The following is a 15,918-nucleotide window of genomic DNA, read 5'->3' on the forward strand; positions in this document are numbered from 1 at the left end:
ACGGTAACAGCATGACGCTTTTAAACCGAATTTTTATCTTTTTTCATGCTGACATTTAGCGGGCGGATCTTTAGGATACCTGACAATGAACCGATATCGCCATTATGAGCGAATAATGACCCGTTCACGCGTTGATCGCCGGCGCCATGGTTAAATTTTACAATACGAATCCTGCACTAGGTTGTTTTATGGAGAGCACATGCGCACATTGTGGCGAATAATATCCAGCCCGTTTCGTTGGGCCTGGCGTTTGTTGAATTTTATCCGCGAATTTATCCTTAACCTTTTTCTGATTTTTATCATCGTCATCTGCGTCGGTATCTACCTGCAGGTGCACCGATCCGCGCCGGAACCGGGCAAAGGCGCGCTGCTGGTGGATCTCACCGGCGTGGTGGTTGAAAAACCCTCGATGAACAATAAATTCCGCCAGATTGGCCGTGAACTATTAGGCGCTTCCAGTAACCGTTTGCAAGAGAATTCCCTGTTTGATCTGGTGAATCTGCTGCGGGCGGCCAAAGAAGATCAGAACATTACCGGCCTGGTGCTTTCCTTGAAGGATTTCGCCGGGGCGGACCCCACTTCGCTGCAATATATCGGCAAGGCGCTGCGTGAGTTCCGCGACAGCGGCAAGCCCATTTTTGCCGTGGGGGACAGCTACAATCAGTCACAATACTTTTTGGCCAGTTTCGCCAATAAAATCTATCTGACGCCGCAGGGCGCGGTGGATCTACACGGACTGGCCACCAATAATCTCTACTACAAAAGCCTGCTGGATAAATTAAAGGTTAACACGCATATTTTCCGCGTGGGCACCTATAAATCAGCGGTGGAACCTTTCCTGCGCGACGACATGTCGCCGGCGGCCCGAGATGCGGATAGCCGTTGGCTGGGCCAGATATGGGCGCATTATCTCGATACCGTCGCCGCCAACCGGCAGATTACGCCACAGCAGCTGTTCCCCGGCGCGCCGGCGATGCTGGCGGATCTGAAAGCCGTCGACGGGGATACCGCCCAGTTTGCCCTGCACAATAAATGGGTGGATACCGTGGCGTCCCGTTATGCCATCGAAACCGAGCTAACCAAGACCTTCGGATGGAACAAGCAGAAAAAGGCCATAAATGCCGTCAGCATGTATGATTATCAGATGCAGAAGCCATCGGAAAAAGGCGAACAGATCGCGGTTATTTTTGCCGACGGCGCCATTATCGACGGACCGGAAACCCCCGGGTCGGTGGGCGGCGATACCACCGCCGGTCAGATTCGCGATGCCCGGCTCGATCCACACATCAAGGCTATTGTATTTCGCATCAACAGCCCCGGCGGCAGCGTCAGCGCCTCGGAACTGATACGTTCGGAACTGGAAGCGGCCCGTGAATCCGGCAAGCCGGTTGTGGTGTCCATGGGCGGCATGGCCGCTTCGGGGGGGTATTGGATTTCCACCCCGGCCAATTACATCATTGCCGCCCCCAGCACGCTTACCGGCTCCATTGGTATTTTCGGCGTCATCAATACCTTCGAAGATACGCTGGGCAGCATCGGCGTGCATACCGACGGGGTGTCCACCTCGCCGTTGGCGGATTTGTCAGTTACCAAAGCCCTTCCGCCGGAGTTCTCACAAATGATGCAGCTGAACATCGAGAACGGTTATAAAAACTTTATCACCCTGGTGGGTAAAGCCCGCAACAAGACGCCGGAAGAGGTGGACAAAATCGCCCAAGGGCATGTCTGGATCGGTAGCGATGCCAAAACCAACGGACTGGTGGATCAACTGGGGGATTTCGACGATGCCGTGGCGAAAGCCGCCGAATTGGCCAAATTGAAGCAATATCACCTCAATTGGTATATCGAAGAGCCCAGCCTTATTGACCTGGTGTTATCGCAAACCAGCGCTTCGATTTACGCCCGTCTCCCGGCGACCATCCAGGCCTGGCTGCCCGCGCCGTCCGGCCAGATAGCCGCACTGTTTTCCGCCCAGCCGGGTTTGCTCACCAACCTGAACGATCCGCAAAACCGTTATGCCTATTGCCTGTCTTGCGGCGACATTCAATAAGCGGTCATCGCCGGCGGCCCGTCAATGCCGCCGGCACCCTAGGCCATGGGGCTGGTGTTATTGCTCCGTGGCCGTATAATTGAGGCTATACACTAAATAATTCACCTTGCAGGTAAGCCAACGCACCTGCAAGGTGAAAGATGACGGGTATATCGCCCCGTGAGAGGCCGTGCCTTTCCCCATGCAAAAAAAATCCATTTATGTCGCCTATACCGGCGGTACCATCGGCATGCAGCGCTCTGATAACGGCTATATACCGGTATCGGGCCATTTGCAGCGCCAGTTGGCGTTGATGCCGGAATTCTATCGCCCGGAAATGCCCGATTTTACCGTTCATGAATACGCCCCGCTGATTGATTCCTCCGATATGACGCCAAACGACTGGCAGCATATCGCCCAGGACGTGGCGGAACACTATGAGAACTATGACGGTTTTGTCATCCTGCACGGCACCGACACCATGGCCTTCACCGCCTCGGCGCTGTCGTTTATGCTGGAAAACCTGGCCAAGCCGGTCATTGTCACCGGATCCCAGATCCCCCTGGAGGCGCTGCGCTCAGACGGCCAGACCAATTTGCTCAACGCGCTATACCTGGCGGCCCATTATCCGGTAAACGAGGTCAGCCTGTTTTTCAACAACAAGCTGTTTCGCGGCAACCGTACCACCAAAGCCCATGCGGATGGTTTTGACGCCTTCGCCTCCCCCAACCTGCCGCCGCTGTTGGAAGCGGGCATCCATATTCGTCCCGTGGCGCCGCCGCTGCCCCACCGCCCCGGCGCCGAACTGATTCTTCATCCCATCACCCCCCAGCCGGTGGGTGTGGTGACGCTCTATCCGGGCATTTCCGCCGATGTGGTGGGCAATTTCCTGCGACAGCCGGTAAAAGCATTGATTCTGCGATCCTATGGCGTCGGCAACGCGCCACAGCATCCGGCGTTGCTGGATGAGCTGCGGCAGGCGGTAGCGCGCGGCAGCGTCGTGGTGAATCTCACCCAGTGCTTCTCCGGCCGGGTGAATATGGGCGGCTATGCCACCGGCAACGCTCTGGCGCGATCGGGCGTTATCAGCGGCTTCGATATGACGGTTGAAGCGGCGCTGACCAAACTGCACTATTTGCTCAGCCAATCGCTCCCGGCCGATGAGATACGGCACATCATGCAACAGGATTTGCGCGGCGAGCTGACCGGCGATGATATAAGCGGAGAAACAGCATGAAACAGGCTTTGCTGCTGATTGATTTGCAAAATGACTTTTGCCCGGGCGGCGCTCTGGCGGTTACCGATGGCGATAAAGTCATTGCGGTGGCGAATCGAGCCATAGCGTTCTGCCGCCGGGAAGACATACCGGTCGTGGCATCACTGGACTGGCATCCGTCAAATCACGGCAGCTTTGCCGTGAACTCCGGCGGACGGGTGGGTGAAATCGGGCTGCTGGATGGTCTGTCCCAGGTATGGTGGCCGGTGCATTGCGTACAGGATACCACCGGGGCGCAGTTGCATCCCGAACTGGATGCAGAAGGCATCCGCCGCCGCATCTATAAAGGCCGTCAGGCCGGCATCGACAGCTACAGCGCTTTTTACGATAACGGTCATCGAGCCCAAACCGAGCTGCACGCCTATCTGCAGGCCCAAGGAATCCATAGCCTCTCCATCATGGGCCTGGCGACGGATTATTGCGTGAATTATACCGTGCTGGACGCCCTCTCGCTGGGCTACGCCGTGGATGTTATCTTAGACGGCTGCAGGGGCGTGGACCTTCATCCCGGCGACAGCGCCAGGGCATTGGAAGAGATGCAGCGCCTCGGAGCGGGACTTATCACCCTGGCAGAGTTCACCGCCGGATGCTGAAGGCCGGGTGGTAGACATCTGCGGTGCCGAATCGCTGCGATACCCGTCCCTGCCCGCGCCGAATCGCTATCTATGCAGGCATGCCCTAACCGCGTTTATCCGGCTTGAACCGATACAAAAGCAGGCCCGCGCCTCATTAATCCGGCTTGGCTCGAAAAATCTCCGGCGGCTCGCCGGTGAATTCCGCCAGCAGTTCCCGCTTGCTTTTCATTACAATGCTGCCGTCGGTACCGATGCTCATATGCTCCGGCCGGTGATTGTTTCTGGCCTGCCAAAGCATGACTATTTGCAGGCAATGCTCTTTTTGTTCTTCGGTAAGGCGAACGCCGTCAGGCCATTTTCCCAACTCCACCGCCGTTAACAGCCTCTGGTAGATTTCCGGGGTCAGGGTTGCCATTAGCGCGTCGACATCCATGAATTTCTCCTTAGGGGAATATCTGCAACATGAATAATTAGCTGAATCGTTAAAGCGATAAACATGACAGAGTGTCAGCCGCTGATCTCTTCGCCATTGTCCTGGTCTTTGAAACGCAGGGAGGCGGAATTCACGCAAAAGCGGGCACCGGTAGGCTGCGGTCCGTCAGGGAAAACATGTCCCAAATGGGCATCGCAGGCGCCGCAACGGATCTCTACCCGGTGCATGCCGTGGGAGTCGTCATCCAGATAGCGGATGGCGGTATCGCTTACCGGCTCATAAAAACTCGGCCAGCCGCAGCCGGAGTCATATTTGCTTGCAGAATAAAACAGCGGCGCATTGCACACCAGGCAATGGTACTGCCCGGTCCGCTTGTTCTCCAGTAATTTACCGCTGTAGGGCGGCTCGGTGCCCCGCTGCTGCGTGACATACCGCTGCATTTCGGTCAATGAGTCCGTAGGCGGTCGTATCGATTCGTCGTTAGCCATAAGTGCGATTCCCGGACGGTTAATGGAATAAAGCAGGTCAAAACCGGCTCATTATAACAAATAATTAACAACATCGGAGACATTTTTAGCTTAAACTAGGGAACGAGAAACAACGTGAGCGGTAAGTGTGATGAACATCACATTTAACTGCCAGGTGCAGTTTTAATTGAGGTCGAACGACCTCATATTATTCGTAGCTGAGCAGGCAGCGGAACGAACGATTAACGTTCGAATGGTATTGTCGGGTTTGATTTGTAGCAACTATTGACACGATTCCGCTTGACGCTGCGTGAGGTTTTTGTAAATTTACAAGCAACCTTTTATTCACTAACAAATAGCTGGTGGAATATATGACTATCAAAGTAGGTATCAACGGTTTTGGCCGTATCGGCCGCATTGTTTTCCGTGCTGCGCAGGAACGTGACGATGTGGAAATCGTCGGAATCAACGACCTGTTAGATGCTGACTACATGGCTTACATGCTGAAGTATGATTCAACCCACGGCCGTTTCAACGGCACCGTGGAAGTCCAGAATGGCCATCTGGTTGTTAACGGTAAAACTATCCGTGTTACCGCAGAGAAAGATCCGGCTAACCTGAAATGGGGCGAAATCGGCGTCGACGTAGTCGCAGAAGCCACCGGTATCTTCCTCACCGACGAAACCGCTCGCAAGCATATCACCGCCGGCGCAAAGAAAGTGGTGTTGACCGGTCCTTCCAAGGACAATACCCCGATGTTCGTCATGGGCGTCAACCACAAGTCCTATGACGGCCAGGATATCGTTTCCAACGCCTCATGTACTACCAACTGCCTGGCCCCGCTGGCTAAAGTGCTGAACGACAAATTCGGCATCGTCGAAGCCCTGATGACTACGGTCCATGCCACCACCGCTACCCAGAAAACCGTTGACGGCCCGTCCCACAAAGACTGGCGCGGCGGCCGCGGCGCATCCCAGAACATTATTCCGTCCTCTACCGGCGCGGCTAAAGCAGTGGGTAAAGTTATCCCTGAGCTGAACGGTAAACTGACCGGTATGTCATTCCGTGTTCCGACGCCGAACGTGTCCGTAGTGGATTTGACCGCTCGCATCGAAAAAAGCGCAACGTATGAAGAAATCTGCGCCGCGATGAAAGAAGCGTCCGAAGGCGAACTGAAAGGCATCCTGGGCTATACTACCGATGACGTCGTCTCTACCGATTTCAACGGTGAAAAACTGACTTCCGTATTTGATGCCAAAGCCGGTATTGCTTTGAACAAGAACTTTGTCAAACTGATATCCTGGTACGATAACGAAACCGGTTACTCCAATAAAGTGCTGGATCTGATTTCCCATATCGCCAAGAAATAATTGCCGATAGCAAATATGTAGGGGGCGACAGCGATGTCGCCCTTTTTATTTGATCCGTTTCCTCATTTCAATAGGGCCCGAAAATGTACGACACTCTTTTTGCGTTACCCGTTAAAGAACAGCTTTCTTCATCGGTCAGCCTGCGCCAATTGGATCAACTGCCGGTCATCGTTATCGATCATCCCCTGGTTCGGGCGGCGGTCACGTTACAGGGCGCACATCTTATCGCCTGGCAACCCGCCGGCGAGGAAGCGGTTTTATGGCTGAGTGAAGCCAGTGCGTTCAAAGACGGAGTGGCCATTCGCGGCGGCATTCCTATCTGCTGGCCCTGGTTTGGCAAAGTAGCCAGCCCGAATCACGGCTTTGCGCGTATTTTGCCCTGGCAGCTAAGCGAACATCACGAAGACGAGGGTCAGGTCACGTTAACCCTGACGCTGCATGACAGCACCGCCACCGAACAGTATTGGCCGAAACCCTTTACCCTGACGGCAAAATATGTCCTTGGCAAGACCTGTAGCGTCGAACTTGAAGCTCAGGGGGATTTCCAAAACACCACTGCCCTGCACAGCTATTTCAATATCGGCGACATTACCCAGGTCAAAATCAGCGGCTTAGGCGATAGCTATATAGATAAAGTCAAAGACGGCATCACCGCGCAGCAAAAAGGCGAGCTGGGGTTCAGCGGGGAAGAAGTGGACCGGGTTTATACCCATCCTGAATCGGTTAGCCAGATCCACGATCCGCTGCTTAAACGGATTATTGAGATTCACCACCACAATCACAGCGACGTGGTGGCCTGGAATCCCGGCGCCGCGTTAGCGAAGCAAATAGGCGATATTACCGATGAAGGTTATAAAACCTATGTCTGCGTCGAGACCGCGCGCGTTAACGACCCGCTGACGGCCACCGCCTCCGCCCCGGCCCGTTTGTCCACGGTGATCAGCCTGCGCAAGGCATAATGGCAGGACGGCATGGCGTTGGAAAGCGTAGTGCAGGATCTGTCGTCACGCTGTCGCCAAGCTGAATAAGGCACTGGTTGCAGTGGGAAATAATCATTGCAACCAGGCTGCGCTTCATGGCTGAATTACCCCGCCGCCCGCGCCAACAATAGGTGTCCCCGTTTTGTCAGGTTCCCGTTTTTGTCTACATAATGCCGCCAGCGATAAAGGGTCAGGCCTCGTGTTTTGACATACCCTTTCTGTCCGCCGGAGGCCCAGCGCAGCTCTTCGGACATACCCGCCCAGGCACGTACGTTCGACGCCAACAGTTTTTCATCCATTGGGGCGGCGGCCTGCGCCATCAGCCTGTTGCCACGATTCGTCAGCCGTCCGGTTGCCCCGATGTACCGACTCAGCTCCCGGTAAGCCACTCCCTCGTCTTTGGCGAAGCGGGCCATTTCACCCCGTGGCAAAGCACCCTTTCCCGTTAGAGCGCTCCAACGCAGGACTTTGTTTGTGATGTCCCTTTTACCGAAATGATCCTTCGCATACAATTTAGTCGAGAACGTGACCGCCGGCGGAGTTTCAACACTGGCAGCGGGGGAGATACAATGCGAGACCACCAGCAATGGCATATAACGCATCAGAGAGGGGAAGGGCCATGCCGTTTCCCGCATGATCAGGTTAGTATATTCCGCCGCGCCGGCCCAGCACTCAACCTCGTTGGCGTTGAAATTTTGCAGGAGCGCCCAGACCATTTGAGACAGCAGGATCTGCAGCGCATTGGACACATCGAGCCCTTTAACCGGATAACATGTTTGCTGGCGTCCGCTACCGCCCCGCATAAAGACGAACTCCGCCTTTGGCAGGCCCTGAAATGAGGGCGTAATGCCTTCTTGAAGCAATAATTGCCAGCGCTCGGGGGCGCCCCCCTTCTCCAGAACAACTTTCCAATGATTAAAAAGCCGCCGAAACGTCCGGCTGAGCCGGTATATTTCCATTAACGGCTCTTTCACCCAGGTTTCTATTACCGGCTCCGCAGGTAAAAAAAATTTATCATAGAGGGCGAGAGAAGCGATGATCCGCTCTTCTCCCCGTGCAATGAGATCCAATTGACGCCGCAGGTCCGAGGGATTGCGCGCCTGCAGATCAAGTACTTCATCTTTTGGATAGCGCCTTGCCATCGCTCTTGCGTACGCTTCGGTATCCCAAGAAGGAATACCCGATGGAAGCTGGACGGTACGGGGACTGTAAGAGGACAGACCATTCAAAATTGAAAGCATATCTCACCGTTTTTCATCCTTGTTCGGCACCCAGTTCTTATCCTGTTACCTTAGCGTTTAATGCTGTAAGTTGCGTTTGATTTTCCGTTAATTAAATATTTCATCAAAGGGCAGGAACAAAGCGTCAGCGCCGCGCGGGACCGCGCGGCGGATTGAGGTCGATGGTGACGCCCGCGGCGCGCAGGAGCTGGCGCGACAGAGGATCAAACGATATCGAGATGTGTTTTTCGCTTGGGCGCCGGAAAAGCTTCATCCAGCGCCTGTAGCTGGCGGGGGCTTAATTCTATGCCCAGCGCCCCGGCATTTTCCTGAACGTGGGCCTCGCTGCCGGCTTTGGGTATGGCAATCACTCCGGGTTGACGTATCACCCATGCCAGCAATACCTGTGCAACCGTTACCTCCAGTTCCTGGGCAACGGACAATACCGCCGGGCTATCCATTAGACCGTTACGCAGTTTCCCGGCCTGCGCCAGGGGGCAATAGGCCATTACCGGCAGTGACTTTTGCTGACACCAGGGCAGCAGGTCATATTCGATGCCCCGGGAAGCGAGGTGGTATAAAACCTGATCGGTCATGCAGGCGGTTCCGCCGGGCAACGACCACAGTTCCCGCATATCCGACAAATCCAGGTTGGAGACACCCCAGCGTTTGATTTTTCCCGCCTGCTGTAAATGTTCCATGGCGGTTATGGTATCGGCCAGGGGTATATTCCCTCGCCAGTGCAATAAATAAAGATCGATAACATCGGTTTGCAGGCGGCGCAGGCTGTTTTCACAGGCGGTGACGGCTTTCTGCCCCCCGGCGTTCTGCGGGTAGACCTTGGACACCAGAAAGACCTCGTCCCGCCTGCCGCGAATGGCTTGGGCCACTACTCTCTCCGCCCCGCCGTCGGCATACATCTCGGCGGTATCAATTAATGTCAGTCCATGATCGAGACCAAATTGTATCGCGCGCGCTTCCTGCGCCATATTGCCGGACCGTTCCCCCATATACCACGTGCCTTGGCCAATGGCGGGCACGGAATATCCGTCGGGAAAAATCACCTGTTTCATGGTTATAGGCCCTCCTGTTCTCATGAATCACGGTAATCGCACTCTTTTGATGCAATAAACTTTAAACGCTTTATAATGGTGCAAGGTCTGCACTATATTAGAAGCGATAGGTCAATCCGACCCCCACTGTGGTTGTGGAATTGGCGTTTACCATCGGACTATCTTTAACTTCGCCATTCAAGCGCGCATACCGGGCCACCAGCGAGGCGCGCCAGTTATCAGTCAAGGCGTAGACAGCAGTCATTTCCAGGTAAGGGGACCAGCCGTCATCGGCCTGGTATTCGTTTAAGCCGCTGCGCCGGGACTCATGCGGGCTGACGCCGAAGTAATAATCGTTTTGCTTGCCGCTGGCCCAGGCAGCTCCAATACCCGGCAAGAGCGTCAGCCTGTCAAAGGTAAACGGGTAGAGATAGGCTAAATCAGCGGTAAAGCCATTGCTTTCATTAAGGATATCACCGAGGTATTCGGTGCGGATAATTCCCCAACTGGCGTTGAATCGGTAGCGTAATCCGGCCATAGCGGTGGAACGGCGTTTATCCAGCTGTTTCATATAGCCGTAATCGTCATCGCCAGGCTTGAAACGGAAGGGGGAATAGGCTACGGCTAATGATAATTGATTTTGTTGATCTTTCCACAGGTAATAACCGGCGCTGAGCCCTTGCAGGTAGACGCTGTCGCCGTCGTAATTGATAAGAGGAAAGGGAAAGATTTTTCCATCTTCCCCTTTATACGGAGAGGTAGAATAGAGCGCCGAAGCGCCCAAAGACCACGTGCCGGCTAAGGCAGTCGGCACATAGAGCGCCACCGCAGCGGCTATAGCCCCTATTTTAAACGTGTTACTTTTCACGATGTCAGTTTCCCTTAATGTAAAAAAGCACAACGGCTACAACCAATCTAAATTAGAAGTGTAAAGTAAAGCCTTGGTCATTGTCGGTTATTTACAGAAACGAACAATTAACATCTAAATTATATCCTAATTTTCTATAAACTATAACGGAATCTGTTGACAGCCTCACAGACCGCGCCACAATGGGATCTGATAGATATTTCGGCAACTGAGTCATTGATATATCTTAAAAAAAGCGTTAACACTTAAATGACATTTCCAAGATGCCAACTAAACTTTATCTTAGAGAAAGATTTTACCTGAGAGCGGTTACGGCAAAGCGGCTACAAGTTGGCATAGTGGTTGCTGTACTCAGAAGGGATCTTTTTTTTCAGGAGCCGCAAAATACCAATTTAGCTCCTTTTTAACCTGTGCTAATAACGAAGGACGGGCATCGCCATGAACATATTTGACCAGTATCGTCAGCGCTACGAAGCTGCCAAGGACGAAGAGTTCACCTTGCAGGAATTCCTGGCTATCTGCCGCCAGGATCGCAGCGCGTTCGCCAATGCGGCTGAGAGGCTTTTAATGGCAATCGGTGAGCCAGTTATGGTTGACACCGCTCAGGAACCGCCTCTCTCCCGGCTATTTTCCAACCGCGTTATCGCACGCTACCCTGCCTTCGAAGAATTTTACGGCATGGAGGAAGCCATTGAGCAAATTGTCTCGTATCTGAAACATGCCGCTCAAGGGCTGGAAGAAAAGAAACAGATTCTGTACCTCCTCGGCCCGGTGGGGGGCGGTAAATCCTCCCTGGCGGAACGCTTGAAGTCATTGATGCAGCGTGTGCCTATTTATATACTGAGCGCCAACGGCGAACGCAGCCCGGTGAACGATCATCCGCTCTGCCTGTTCAACCCGCTGGAAGACGCCAATATCCTGGAAAAGGATTATGGCATCCCCCACCGTTATCTCGGCACCATCATGTCGCCTTGGGCGGCCAAGCGCCTGCACGACTTCGGCGGCGATATCACCCGCTTCAGGGTAGTAAAGGTATGGCCGTCTATCCTTGAGCAGATCGCCATCGCCAAAACCGAACCCGGCGATGAAAACAATCAGGACATTTCCGCTCTGGTGGGCAAGGTGGATATCCGCAAACTGGAAGACCATGCCCAGAACGATCCCGACGCCTACGGTTATTCCGGCGCACTGTGCCGGGCCAACCAGGGCATCATGGAATTCGTGGAAATGTTCAAGGCCCCCATCAAGGTGCTGCATCCGTTGCTGACCGCCACCCAGGAAGGCAACTATAACGGCACCGAGGGCATTGCCGCCCTGCCGTTCAACGGTATCATCCTGGCGCATTCCAATGAATCGGAATGGGTACAATTCCGCAATAATAAGAACAATGAGGCCTTCCTCGACCGTGTTTATATCGTCAAGGTGCCTTATTGCCTGCGGGTATCGCAGGAAATCAAGATTTATGAAAAACTTATCAGCAACAGTGAACTGGCGGAATCACCCTGCGCGCCCGGCACGCTTGAGACATTAGCGCGTTTTTCGATTCTGTCGCGCTTGAAGGAACCGGAAAACTCCAGCATTTATTCCAAAATGCGGATATATGACGGCGAAAGCCTGAAAGATACCGACCCGAAAGCAAAATCCTACCAGGAATACCGCGACTACGCGGGTGTGGATGAAGGCATGAACGGATTATCAACGCGTTTCGCCTTTAAAATCCTCTCCAGGGTATTCAATTTTGATCACGGCGAAGTTGCCGCTAACCCGGTACACTTATTCTATATTCTTGAACAGCAAATTGAGCGTGAACAGTTCCCCCAAGATATTGCTGAAAAATATCTCGAACATTTGAAAGGGTACCTTATCCCCAAATATGCCGAATTCATCGGCAAGGAGATACAAACCGCTTATCTGGAATCTTATTCCGAGTACGGACAGAATATATTTGATCGCTACGTTTCTTATGCGGACTTCTGGATTCAGGATCAAGAATACCGCGATCCCGATACTGGCCAATTATTCGATAGGGAAGCATTGAATGCCGAACTGGAAAAAATTGAAAAGCCCGCCGGGATTAGCAATCCTAAAGATTTCCGTAATGAAATCGTTAACTTTGTCCTTCGCGCTCGCGCCAACAATAGCGGACGGAATCCGAATTGGACCAGTTATGAAAAGCTCCGTACCGTGATTGAGAAAAAAATGTTCTCAAACACCGAAGAGTTGTTGCCTGTTATTTCATTTAATGCGAAAACATCTACAGATGAGCAGAAAAAACACGACGACTTTGTGGATCGCATGATGGAGAAAGGCTACACCCGCAAACAGGTGCGCCTGTTGTGCGAATGGTATCTGCGGGTAAGGAAATCGTCTTAAACGCGGCGCTAAGACGCTGTCGTCCGGAGGAGATATATGGCCTACTTTATTGACCGACGACTTAACGGCAAAAACAAAAGCATGGTTAACCGCCAACGCTTTTTGCGCCGCTATAAGTCACAAATCAAACAGTCGATTGCCGGGGCCATCAACAAGCGTTCGGTTACCGATGTAGAGAGCGGGGAATCGGTATCGATTCCCAACACTGACATCAATGAGCCTTTTTTCCATCAGGGACGAGGGGGCATGCGTCACCGCGTGCATCCCGGCAATGATCACTTTGTCCAGAATGACCGTATAGAGCGCCCGCCGGGAGGCGGGGGTGGCGGCAGCGGACAGGGGAACGCCAGCCAGGACGGCGAGGGGCAGGATGAATTCGTCTTTCAGATCTCGAAAGACGAATACCTTGACCTGCTGTTCGAAGATTTGGCGTTGCCCAATCTGCAGAAAAACCAGCACAAGCAGCTTAATGAGTTCAAAACCCACCGCTCCGGCTATACCTCTACCGGGGTTCCGGCCAATATCAGCGTGGTGAGGTCGCTGCAGAACTCCCTGGTACGGCGTACCGCCATGACAGCGGGTAAACGGCGCGCCATCCGGGCCCTGGAAGAAGAGCTGGCGCTGCTGGCCAACAGCGAACCTGTGCAGCTGTTGGAAGAGGAGCGTATCCATAAGGAAATTGCGGAACTCAGGCAAAAAATCGCCAGGGTGCCTTTCATTGATACGTTTGATTTGCGCTATAAAAATTTTGAACGCCGGGCCGAGCCTTCCAGTCAGGCGGTGATGTTCTGTTTGATGGACGTTTCGGGTTCCATGGACCAGGCCACCAAGGACATGGCCAAACGCTTTTATATTCTGCTGTATCTGTTTCTCAGCCGGACCTATAAAAACGTGGATGTGGTCTATATTCGCCACCACACCCAAGCCAAGGAAGTGGATGAACATGAATTCTTTTATTCCCAGGAAACCGGCGGCACCATCGTTTCCAGCGCGTTGAAATTAATGGAGGAGGTGGTTAAAGATCGTTACAACCCGGCACAATGGAATATTTATGCCGCACAGGCGTCTGACGGCGATAACTGGGCGGATGACTCCCCGTTGTGTCATGAACTGCTGGCTAACAGGCTGTTGCCAATGGTGCGTTATTATAGCTATATCGAAATAACCCGGCGGGCGCATCAAACCTTGTGGCGCGAATATGAAGACCTGCAAGCCAAGTACAGTAACTTTGCCATGCAGCATATTCGCGATCAGGAAGATATTTATCCGGTGTTCCGTGAATTGTTTCACAAACAGGTAAACGAAAGATAACCGCACACTCATAAATCAGCCAGACAGCAGGCGGTTTCTGGCTGATTTCGGATACGGCGTCCCTTCCCCCGTCAAGCTCCATGGCCGGCTGCCATCGGCCCCTCCCACTTTGTTTCCTGGCGCACCTCTCGAATGGAAATACTGTCATCCTTTAGGATGATAAGTTTCCGCACGGTTGCGGCCGTTTTGCTTGGCCTCATACAGTGCGCTGTCGGCTCTGCGGATCAGGCGTTCATAATCCGGATGCCCGTCGAACACGCACAGGCCCACGCTGACCGTCAGGTCGATTTTTTCGCCGGCGGTGGGATACGTCGGCCGACCGGCGATTTTTGCGCGAATCGAATCGATGATCAGATTGGCCTGGTTTTCAGTTATCTCCACAAAAACCAGCATAAATTCCTCCCCGCCGTAGCGAAAGACATAATCGCTGCTGCGTACGCTTTCATAGAGGATCGCGGCGATATTTTTCAATGCCGCATCGCCGGCATCATGCCCGTATTTATCGTTTATTTTCTTGAAATAATCTATATCCAGCATGGCCACGACAAAGGACGTATTGGTACGTATGGCCAAGGCTATTTCCCGCCGAAGGATAGTGGGGATAAAACGCCGGTTCAGCAGGTTCGTGAGGGGATCTTTGCCATTTTCGAATTTCGCCAGCTCTTCAAATAACGAGGACAGGAGAGATGTCAATTTCATGATCCGATTACGCACGGTTCGTAACAACACATAGCGTTGTTCCGCTATGGCAATCATGTCGGGGGTAAAGGTCTTGATAAATTCATCCGTACTGCCCAATAGCGCGGTAATTTCCGATACTTCATCCACCTGGGCAAAAACATGCCTGCCTTTATGCTGGAACCATAATCCGAATTCCGATTCCTTCAGTTCCTGAATTTCGACGGCGGGGGAGCCGGTGGCGACATTATAGATAAAGCGGTTTTCCCAATTCAGCAATGCGGCGAGTTGCCGTTCGCGCTCAACGTTAACGTTATCCAAGATCGAAAATAACCGATAATTTTCCTGATCCTTGGTGGTGCTTTCATGGGTTCGGGAATAGGCGGTAGTCATGACTTCGATGGCGGTATCCATGGCAAGGGAGCAAAAACGCATGGCGTCATAACATAATGCCGGATCCATCTTTTCCCGCCGCAGCCGGCTGTAAAGGCTTTGTTTGACCCTGCGGGCGCCGCGGGCCACCAAATCAATAGGAATACCGATGCGGGCGTGGATATTCCCCACTTTACGCTGTTGGGCAATCAGTTCCGCCAGGTCGGCGGTGGAACTGTTTAAAACCTGTCTAATCCAATTCAATAGCGTGGCATGCAAACGATCTTTCACCAGTTGGTTGGAAAGAAACAATCGAGCGTCGTCGTCATCCAGCATGTACGCATAAAAATCATCCACCAGCAGACTAATATCGTCGTCGGAAAGCGACTTTAATAATGAGTGGGCGGCAGCACCGGTGATGTCAATCAAGTCATGCCACTCGCTCATAATCAGCGCATCGTAATATTGCCCGTTTATTTTCATTGGCAGTCAATTTTAAGACTAATAATTTTCGTTGTTCTATAATAGCATAATTGAAGAACGGCTGAAGCCATCAATGATGAGGACCGCCCGCACTTTCGACGGTTTACCACGACAAAAACATAATTTACAGCACAACAGGTTATGATTTTCAGGGGTTATGCGGCCGGAAATACGCTAAATGGCCAAAAGCAGCCCTTTCATCCTCAACGACTTTTGTGATAACGTTAAAAAGAGCCGGTTTTCAAGCCGGCATTGAAAGCGGCTTGACGCAGGTTTACTCCCTCCACAACTATGGCACGTCGACGCGGGAAAGCAGATTCAACGGGAAAAAGGGCAATATCCCTCTCATTTTGCCACTGATGGCTAAAAACAGGGTTTCGTGTCAGTGTTGGCGGATCTGCCTGCTATTCTCTTCACAAGAAGAGGGTTCG

General features: G+C 52.8%; 13 protein-coding genes. 7 read left to right on the plus strand and 6 right to left on the minus strand.

Annotated elements, in window-relative coordinates; translation table 11 throughout:
* Nucleotides 1–199: 199 nt before the first annotated feature.
* The 3 genes from sppA (at nt 200) to pncA (ending at nt 3,898) form a co-directional block, all read left to right on the plus strand.
* The gene (gene sppA / locus ACL2XJ_RS22915; protein WP_413724584.1) at nt 200–2,050 is read left to right on the plus strand and encodes a signal peptide peptidase SppA; all 1,851 of its coding nucleotides are present in this window, start codon (nt 200–202) and stop codon (nt 2,048–2,050) included.
* Between the two features lie 181 nt (nt 2,051–2,231).
* On the plus strand, nt 2,232–3,266 hold the full coding sequence (ansA, locus tag ACL2XJ_RS22920; protein ID WP_203521254.1) for an asparaginase: 1,035 nt from the start codon (nt 2,232–2,234) through the stop codon (nt 3,264–3,266).
* The gene (pncA, locus tag ACL2XJ_RS22925) at nt 3,263–3,898 is read left to right on the plus strand and encodes a bifunctional nicotinamidase/pyrazinamidase (protein WP_413724585.1); all 636 of its coding nucleotides are present in this window, start codon (nt 3,263–3,265) and stop codon (nt 3,896–3,898) included. Before ansA ends, pncA begins: the two co-directional genes overlap by 4 nt.
* A gap of 136 nt (nt 3,899–4,034) precedes the next feature.
* Here the strand turns inward: pncA and ACL2XJ_RS22930 are convergent, their stop codons facing one another.
* Both ACL2XJ_RS22930 and msrB read right to left on the minus strand, forming a co-directional pair.
* Entirely contained in the window at nt 4,035–4,313 is a 279-nt protein-coding gene (locus tag ACL2XJ_RS22930; RefSeq protein ID WP_132921365.1) for a YeaC family protein, read from the minus strand.
* A 74-nt stretch (nt 4,314–4,387) separates the two neighbouring features.
* Nucleotides 4,388–4,801: a peptide-methionine (R)-S-oxide reductase MsrB gene (gene msrB, locus ACL2XJ_RS22935; protein ID WP_203521251.1), complete on the minus strand. Its 414-nt coding sequence runs from the start codon at nt 4,799–4,801 to the stop codon at nt 4,388–4,390.
* A gap of 350 nt (nt 4,802–5,151) precedes the next feature.
* On the opposite strand from msrB, the gene gapA reads away from it, so the two are divergent.
* Together gapA and ACL2XJ_RS22945 are read left to right on the plus strand one after the other, a co-directional pair.
* Nucleotides 5,152–6,150 (plus strand): glyceraldehyde-3-phosphate dehydrogenase, encoded by a 999-nt coding sequence (gene gapA, locus ACL2XJ_RS22940; RefSeq protein ID WP_165934099.1) that lies wholly within the window; start codon nt 5,152–5,154, stop codon nt 6,148–6,150.
* 83 nt (nt 6,151–6,233) lie between these two features.
* Nucleotides 6,234–7,109 carry a D-hexose-6-phosphate mutarotase gene (locus ACL2XJ_RS22945; RefSeq protein ID WP_413724586.1) on the plus strand — a complete coding sequence of 292 codons (876 nt, stop codon included), beginning with the start codon at nt 6,234–6,236 and terminating at the stop codon, nt 7,107–7,109.
* 125 nt (nt 7,110–7,234) lie between these two features.
* On the opposite strand, the gene ACL2XJ_RS22950 is transcribed toward ACL2XJ_RS22945, so the two are convergent.
* The 3 genes from ACL2XJ_RS22950 to ACL2XJ_RS22960 all read right to left on the minus strand — a co-directional run bounded on the left by ACL2XJ_RS22950 (nt 7,235) and on the right by ACL2XJ_RS22960 (nt 10,270).
* Entirely contained in the window at nt 7,235–8,371 is a 1,137-nt protein-coding gene (locus ACL2XJ_RS22950; RefSeq protein WP_413724587.1) for a DUF4765 family protein, read from the minus strand.
* A 203-nt stretch (nt 8,372–8,574) separates the two neighbouring features.
* Nucleotides 8,575–9,423 (minus strand): aldo/keto reductase, encoded by an 849-nt coding sequence (locus tag ACL2XJ_RS22955; protein ID WP_132921360.1) that lies wholly within the window; start codon nt 9,421–9,423, stop codon nt 8,575–8,577.
* Nucleotides 9,424–9,520: 97 nt separating this feature from the next.
* Nucleotides 9,521–10,270: a MipA/OmpV family protein gene (locus tag ACL2XJ_RS22960; protein ID WP_413724588.1), complete on the minus strand. Its 750-nt coding sequence runs from the start codon at nt 10,268–10,270 to the stop codon at nt 9,521–9,523.
* Nucleotides 10,271–10,708: 438 nt separating this feature from the next.
* Here ACL2XJ_RS22960 and yeaG point away from each other — a divergent pair, with 438 nt between their 5' ends.
* Both yeaG and ACL2XJ_RS22970 read left to right on the plus strand, forming a co-directional pair.
* The gene (gene yeaG, locus ACL2XJ_RS22965; RefSeq protein WP_132921358.1) at nt 10,709–12,643 is read left to right on the plus strand and encodes a protein kinase YeaG; all 1,935 of its coding nucleotides are present in this window, start codon (nt 10,709–10,711) and stop codon (nt 12,641–12,643) included.
* A 36-nt stretch (nt 12,644–12,679) separates the two neighbouring features.
* A complete protein-coding gene (locus ACL2XJ_RS22970; RefSeq protein WP_132921357.1) occupies nt 12,680–13,954 on the plus strand; it encodes a YeaH/YhbH family protein in 1,275 nt (424 codons plus the stop codon).
* Between the two features lie 144 nt (nt 13,955–14,098).
* Here the strand turns inward: ACL2XJ_RS22970 and ACL2XJ_RS22975 are convergent, their stop codons facing one another.
* Nucleotides 14,099–15,487 (minus strand): diguanylate cyclase, encoded by a 1,389-nt coding sequence (locus ACL2XJ_RS22975; RefSeq protein ID WP_413724589.1) that lies wholly within the window; start codon nt 15,485–15,487, stop codon nt 14,099–14,101.
* Nucleotides 15,488–15,918: the final 431 nt, after the last annotated feature.

Source organism: Sodalis sp. RH16 (assembly GCF_047324245.1).
Taxonomy (GTDB): Bacteria; Pseudomonadota; Gammaproteobacteria; order Enterobacterales; family Enterobacteriaceae; genus Acerihabitans; species Acerihabitans ligni.